The organism is Sphaerisporangium sp. NPDC088356 (assembly GCF_040685555.1).
Lineage (GTDB): Bacteria > Actinomycetota > Actinomycetes > Streptosporangiales > Streptosporangiaceae > Sphaerisporangium.
Genome location: NZ_JBFBIK010000218.1, coordinates 1 through 4894 on the forward strand (window position 1 = coordinate 1; position 4894 = coordinate 4894).

Here is a 4894-nt window from a genome sequence, read left to right on the forward strand (position 1 = left end):
AGCCTGGTGGCGGGATCGGGGCTGGAGCCGGAGCGCGCCGCCCCGCTGCTCCCCCGGCACCCCAAAGAGCCCGAGGAGAGCTTCCCGTGACCCAGGTCTTCTACAGCTCGACGCTCTTCGGAGCGATGACGCTCGCCGCGGCAACCGGATCCCGGTCACGATCGTCGACGCCACGGTGCCCCGCCTCGCCCCGGACGGCTCGATCACCGGCCCGCCGCAGGCCGACCTCGCCGGGCTGGTCGACGCCGTGGGCTTCTGCATGCAGAGCGAGTCGTACCCCGGGCTGCGCGAGCCGGCCGCCCGCTACATCGAGACCCACGGCGCCGAGGCCCGCTACTTCAAGAACCGCCGCCTGGCCTCCGTCGGCCTGATCCCCGCCCCCGAACCCACCAAGGCCAAGGGCCTGACCACCCGCCTGCGCCGCGCCCTCACCCGCTGACCGGCGGATCCTCGCTGTCAGCCGGTGGCGGTGAGGGCTTCGGCGATCTTCTTCAGGGGCATTCGCGATGCCGGAGCCGGGAAGGCCCCGGCATCGCGTCTTTCGAAATGTGGAGACTAACCGAGTGCCTTCAGGTAGCGGCGGACGCGGCGGCCGGCGCGGTAGCCGACGCGCAGCACCTCCGGCGGGACCTCGACGCGGAGGCGGGCGCGGCGGCGAGCGGCGGCGTGCCCGGAGCCGTCGAGCAGCGGCCGGACCGGGGCCAGCCCGCCGGTGCGCGCCCGGTCCACCAGCCCGGCTAGCTTGACCACCCAGTCGCTCACGGCCGGGTCGTGGAAGTAGTTGGCGTCGCGCCACGCGGCGGCGGGCTGCCGGAAGTCGCCGCGCGTGAGCTCCGCGAGGGTGCCGAGGCACCCGCTGTCCTCGAACACCAGGTTGATCATCTCGGCGCTCACCCCGAAGTCGGAGAGCACCAGCAGCGGGACCTTCCCCGCGATCGCCTCAAGGGCGGCCGTGGAGCTGACCGTCACGAACGCCGCCGCCTGGTCGAGGTGCTCGCGCATCGCGCCCGCCGCGAACCTCACGGCGCCGTCGCGCACCGCACCGGTCTCGACGAGCCCCCGCCACAGCCGCTCGTAGTGGTAGCGCTCGTTGTGGGTCTGGCGCTCGGCCTCAAGGGCCCGGAGCTTGACCACGACGTCCAGGTCGGGGCGGGCGGCGGCGAGCCCGGCCAGGGCCAGCAGGATGCTCTCCCGGTCCTCGCGCCGCTTCGGCACCTTCGCCTGGGTCGCGAACACCACCCTGCTCCCGCGCTCCTCCTCCACGGCCTGGCCGGCCGGGGGCGGCACGGCTTGCGCGGTGAACGGCGGGGGGCCCGGCCGTGCGGCCGTCGAGGGGAAGACCAGCTGGTCGGCGGGGGCGGAGCGCGCGGGGGCCTGGTCGAGGTAGGGCAGGCGGGCGAGCGCCACCGAGCCCTCGGCCCCCAGCTCCTTGCCGATGCGGGCGAACTCCTCGACCTCCCTGCCGCTGTGCACGACGAACAGGTCACATCCGCCCCGGTACAGCCAGGCCTTCTCCGTCGCGGGGATCGAGATGCCGGGAAGGCCCGACACGAATACCGGGCGAGGGCTCAGCCCGTCGAAGACCTCGCTCACCAGCACGTCCACGACAGGCCCTGTGCAGGCGACCAGCACGGCGTCCGGCCTGACCCGCTCGGCGAGGCGGCGCAGCCCCCGCGCGTGCACCACAGAAGGCGGCTCCCCGGCGTCGAACCGCGTCCCGCTGACGGCGGCGGCGATCTGGCCCGGGGAGGGCACGATCGGCGTGCGCACGACGGCCAGCGTCGACGCCCACCCGGCGGGCAGCTGGTCGAGGAGGCCCGCCGCCCACTTCAGGTAAGAGTCCGAATCGGCCACAGCGAGAACCCGGCTCAAGGAGAAGCCCTTTCGTGCGCGAACATCTGGAGGTGTGATCGGAGCGAGACCGTCGCCGAGGGCGTCCACCAGTCGTCGGGGACCTCCACGGTCTCGACGGGGACGCCGCGCGCCGACAGCAGGACGCGCAGCGAGGTGACCGCCGTGGAGGGCAGGCTGAGCACGCGCTGCCCCGGCCGCAGGTCCCGCAGGGTCATCTCGACCGGGACCCCGCCGTCGTACACGGTGACGCCGGGGTGGCCGCGGACCGCCGCGAGGTCACCGGGGTCCTCCCGCCTGTGCGGGTAGTAGGCCAGCGGCCCCTGGAGCGCGAACAGCCAGTCGAGGTAGCGGTCGCGGTGGATCAGCCCGTTGCGCACCAGCGACGTGCCGAGGACGACCGTGCTCTCGGGGGGACGCGGATGGGCGACCGCGGGCTGGGAGCGCAGCCAGGCGAAGTCGTGGGTCACCAGCTCGGCCCCGAGCTCCCGTACGGACTTGGCCAGCTCCGCGGGCACGGGCAGGGCGGTGAACACCGTGAGCCGTCCGGCCCGGGCGGCGGCGCGCAGCCGGATCGCGGCGGCGGCCCCGAGGATCCGGCGCATCGGGCTCGCCTTGGCTCGGGCGCGCAGGAGCGGGGTGCCGAGCCTGGCGGTGAGCAGCTCAAGGAGGCGGATCGTGGCCAGGCCGTCGTCCACCAGGACCACCCGCCCCGGGGCGGCGGTGAGCGAGGTGAGCTGCATCCTGCCGGAGAAGGCGTCGCCGAGTACCCAGGTGGCGTCGCGCCCGGGACGGGGCATCGCGCCCTCGGCGGTCTCGATCTCGAGCCCGCCCGGCAGGTCGAGGGCGGCCAGCTCCGCGCGGGTGACGCGGAGTCCGGGAAGCTTGGCGCGGGTCACCACGCGCGTGCCCGGCCCGACGACCCCGGCGTACCGCGCCTCGACGGCGCACAGCAACTGGAGGGGCGACTCCACCCAGGCGACGGCCGACCCCTGCTCCCGCACGTGGCTTCGACCGTTCCTCTCCACGCCGGGCATTGACACTTTCACGACGCGAGCAACGTAACCGGGTGACCCGACACGCGGGGTAACAACCGGTGAACGGAGGACAACGGTGGATCAGCCAGGTCTCGCTGTTCTCGATGCGGTCGCGGCCGGCGCGTGCCGATAGGTCTCCCGGCGGTGCCGGTGACCGTCCCGGCGGGGCTCGGTGAGGGGGCGGAAGACCTTCGCCCAGTCGGCGTACGTGATCACTATGGCCGGGGGCGGCCTCGTCCTCGCGACGGGGGCGGAGGGGACGGTGACGCTGCCCACCACGGCGAGCGTGGCCACGGTGGCCAACGGCACGAGGATCCTCCAACCACCCGTGTTCTCCGCCTTTTACCAGACTTGACGACGAATAAGTAATTCCGGTCAGCCTAGCCGTACATATGACAGAATAGAGCTATATCTCGTCAATTAAGCGTTCTCGTAGGGGCTTTCTCCCGTTCAGGCTCCACCATGGGCGATGCCGGGATTTCGCTGCGCCGATGGCGCCTGTCCGTGCGGGTGGCCGGTCACCGTCCAGGGTGATGCCGTACCTGGTCACAGGGTCGGCAGCACGTCGCCGTTCGCCGCGGGCGCCGAACGCCTCGCCCGTCCAGTTCGCGCTACGCCGCACACGGACAGGACGCCCGTGCCGGGCCGGATGGAGTACGTGACCGTGGTCTCGTTCGCATAACGCGGGCCGAGAATACCGGTATTCACCGTCAACGGCATTCACCGCCGTGAAGTGCTTTACTCGCGCGAACTCAAGGCCTCACGGCGCGACCGGCTTCGCCACGGTCACGCCTCAGGCACCATGCGTCACATCAGCCCACTTGACACCAGGGGCGTGAAGCACCACAACTATCACTTTCGCCCGGCGGCCCCCGAGCGCCGCACCGGCGCGGCCGGCCTGGCACCCGGCGACCGGAGGGCTCCTCCGTACCCAGGTCAAGGCAGGTAAACCCCGATCCAAAGGCCACCCGCCCCGGCGCGGTCAAGCGGTGTTTGCCCTCCCGGTCCCCGTCACAGCCCGGAGGTTTGTCCTGTTTGCATCTGTTTGTCCGATGTATTACTCTGAGTGGACTCCTGGTACAGGTACTGCCTGTTTGAGTACCCAGCTCGTGCCGTGGAGATTGCACAGCGCGGCTCGGTCCTCTGCGGAGATCCCTCTCCCGCCGGTACGCGCTACGCCGAGTCCGCATCGCGCGGAGCCGGGGACCCACCTCCTCTGGGGTGAATCGGGACCGTCACTCCCACGGACGCTCCCGTAGGGCGAACTTCCACGCCCGAACCCGTCAGCTAACCCGGTAGGCGGCTTGGAAGAAGGAGTATCCCCTTGTCAATGTCGATACATAGGCTTCTGGACGCCCCGAAGAACCATCTCAAAGCCTTCACCTTCGGCGGCCTCGTCGTCGCCCAGGCAGTGGCGGGCATGACCCTCGCGGCCCACGCCGCCTCGGCCGACGACGCGACCCACAACCTCGCGAGCGCCGAGACCGCTAAGGCCCCGGAAACCGCGAAGCAGGTCTCCGCCGAGCAGCTCCTGAAGATCGCGGAACGACAGGTCGGCATCTCCGAGAACAGCGCGGGCGGCGGCACCAAGTTCCACTCCTGGTACATGGACTCCTCAAGGGCCAGGGAGACCGTGGCCCGTGACGGCGGCACCATCGCCGGGTACTCCGACGCCGCCTGGTGCGACATGTTCGTCTCCTGGGTCGGCGCCCAGGCCGGCATGCAGGACACCGTCGGCACCGACGCCTACACCGTCGCGCACGCCAAGTGGTTCGCGTCCCACGACCGCTGGGGCAGCACTCCGAAGCCCGGCGCGGTCGTCTTCTTCGACTGGGGCCGCAGCAAGAGCCTCGACAACATCGACCACGTCGGCTTCGTCATCAAGGACAACGGCGACGGGACGATCAAGACCGTCGAAGGCAACGCCGGCAAGGGCGCGGTCGAGATCCGAGGCCTCCACGACGTCGCGCGTCTGGTAGCAGATCGCCTCCAGCGTGGCCCGGGCG

At 71.4% G+C, this 4894-nt stretch carries 5 protein-coding genes and 1 riboswitch; of the genes, 3 read left to right on the top strand and 2 right to left on the bottom strand.

What is annotated here, in order from left to right:
• The first annotated feature begins 175 nt into the window (after positions 1–175).
• Positions 176–439 carry a hypothetical protein gene (locus AB0O34_RS36065; RefSeq protein WP_363923368.1) on the top strand — a complete coding sequence of 88 codons (264 nt, stop codon included), beginning with the start codon at positions 176–178 and terminating at the stop codon, positions 437–439.
• 116 nt (positions 440–555) lie between these two features.
• Here the strand turns inward: AB0O34_RS36065 and AB0O34_RS36070 are convergent, their stop codons facing one another.
• On the bottom strand, positions 556–1854 hold the full coding sequence (locus tag AB0O34_RS36070; RefSeq protein ID WP_363923370.1) for a DUF6716 putative glycosyltransferase: 1299 nt from the start codon (positions 1852–1854) through the stop codon (positions 556–558).
• Between the two features lie 14 nt (positions 1855–1868).
• A complete protein-coding gene (locus AB0O34_RS36075; RefSeq protein ID WP_363923372.1) occupies positions 1869–2888 on the bottom strand; it encodes a hypothetical protein in 1020 nt (339 codons plus the stop codon).
• Between the two features lie 172 nt (positions 2889–3060).
• Here AB0O34_RS36075 and AB0O34_RS36080 point away from each other — a divergent pair, with 172 nt between their 5' ends.
• Both AB0O34_RS36080 and AB0O34_RS36085 read left to right on the top strand, forming a co-directional pair.
• Positions 3061–3243, top strand: a complete 183-nt coding sequence (locus AB0O34_RS36080) for a hypothetical protein (protein ID WP_363923374.1) — start codon at positions 3061–3063, stop codon at positions 3241–3243.
• A gap of 811 nt (positions 3244–4054) precedes the next feature.
• Positions 4055–4204: riboswitch (cyclic di-AMP (ydaO/yuaA leader) on the top strand.
• 14 nt (positions 4205–4218) lie between these two features.
• Positions 4219–4894 (top strand): CHAP domain-containing protein (locus AB0O34_RS36085; protein WP_363923376.1); only part of this gene is annotated, 676 nt, incomplete at its 3' end.

Bases quoted from the DNA above. Each gene is read 5' to 3' on its own strand.
- AB0O34_RS36075 (WP_363923372.1), bottom strand. From the start codon at position 2,888: ATGCCCGGCGTGGAGAGGAACGGTCGAAGCCACGTGCGGGAGCAGGGG.